Below are 1343 nucleotides of genomic sequence, written 5' to 3'. Positions count from 1 at the left end.
CCTCGGGGTCGCGGGCGCTGCAGGCGGACTCCGCGTTCCAGCGGTACTGGCGGGACGCCACCACCGCGGCCGCGCACGGTGCGCTCGGCGCGGAGGCGGCCGCCGCCGACTACGCGGCGGCGGTGCTCGGCCCCCGGGGCTGAGCCGCACGCGGCGCCGTACCGACCGTCCACGCACCAGGGGCCGGCCACCCGTGATGGGGTGGCCGGCCCCTGGCGTACGGGCGCTCGGCCGTTTCCGGCGTTCCGGCGTTCCGGCGTTCCGGCGTTCCGGCGTTCCGGCGTTCCGACGTGTCCGGTGCTTCCGGTGCGCTGGAGGGACGGTCGCGGGCCGCCGCCGGAGGCTGTGCAACTGCGGCACCGACCCCGGTCGCACGGGCCGCGGTCAGACCCGGCGGGACTCGCCGAGGGCGCTCTCGATGCCCTGGACCATCCGCCACAGCGGGGCCCGGCGGCTGGCGACCAGCACCACCACGTCGTCCGACGCGCCGTCGCCCTCCGGGGCGGGGTCGGCGGGGCGGTCGCTCCAGGTGGAGGTGACGAAAGCCATCGCCGCGTCCACCTCGACCACCCAGTCGCTCTCGCCACCCGAGCGCAGCCAGGTGCGCAGGGCGTGGTTGTGCGCGGCGACCACGGCGGCGGCGATCACGTCGGCGCGCAGCGGGCCGTCCGGGCGGTCGGCGTAGCGGGCGCGCAGGTAGGCGGCGAGGGTGTGCTCGTAGCGCCAGACCACCGACAGCTCGTACGCCCGCAGGCCGGGGACCTTGCGGGTGAGGCGGTAGCGCTGGACGGAGAAGGAGGGCTGCTCGGCGTACATCCGCAGGACCAGGCGGGCCGCGTCGCAGGCGTGCTTGACCGGGTCCTCCTCGCCGGTGCCGGACGCCAGGAACTCCGTCATCTCGGCGAGGCTGCGCTCGTGGTCGGGGAAGACCACGTCCTCCTTCGCCGGGAAGTAGCGGAAGAAGGAGCGCCGGCCGACGCCGGCGAGCGAGACGATGTCGTCGATCGTCGTCTGCTCGAAGCCGCGCTCCAGGAAGAGTTCGAAGGCCGCGGCCACCAGCGCCTCGCGCATGGCCGGCTTCGAGGGCCCGTCGTTCATGGGCAGGTCCCGCTCTTCCTTCTCGCTCATTCTCCGGAACTTAGCATCGGCGCAACGGGTCGGCCCCGACGGCCGGTCGGCGGACCGGGCCGGCCGTCGGGGCCCGTCGGGCCGCCGTTACGGCAGGTTGCGGGCCATCACGATCCGCTGGACCTGGTTGGTGCCCTCGTAGATCTGCGTGATCTTCGCGTCCCGCATCATCCGCTCCACCGGGTAGTCCCGCGTGTAGCCGTAACCACCCAGCA

General features: G+C 74.5%; 2 protein-coding genes and 1 pseudogene. 1 reads left to right on the top strand and 2 read right to left on the bottom strand.

Going from position 1 to position 1343, the window contains the following annotated elements:
• Positions 1-143, top strand: a pseudogene (locus BG452_RS34915) (oxidoreductase); the annotation flags it as partial.
• A gap of 241 nt (positions 144-384) precedes the next feature.
• Here the strand turns inward: BG452_RS34915 and BG452_RS34910 are convergent.
• Complete coding sequence (locus BG452_RS34910; protein WP_223243168.1) at positions 385-1128, bottom strand: TetR family transcriptional regulator; 744 nt, start codon at positions 1126-1128, stop codon at positions 385-387.
• Positions 1129-1215: 87 nt separating this feature from the next.
• A partial coding sequence (locus tag BG452_RS34905) for an acyl-CoA dehydrogenase family protein (protein ID WP_262986058.1) occupies positions 1216-1343 on the bottom strand: 128 nt, incomplete at its 5' end.

The organism is Streptomyces sp. CBMA123, assembly GCF_014596465.1.
Taxonomy (GTDB): Bacteria; Actinomycetota; Actinomycetes; order Streptomycetales; family Streptomycetaceae; genus Kitasatospora.
This window is presented reverse-complemented; position numbering and strand designations above follow the sequence as displayed.

Coding starts and splice junctions, on each gene's coding strand:
- BG452_RS34910 (WP_223243168.1), bottom strand. CDS start 1,128: ATGAGCGAGAAGGAAGAGCGGGACCTGCCCATGAACGACGGGCCCTCG.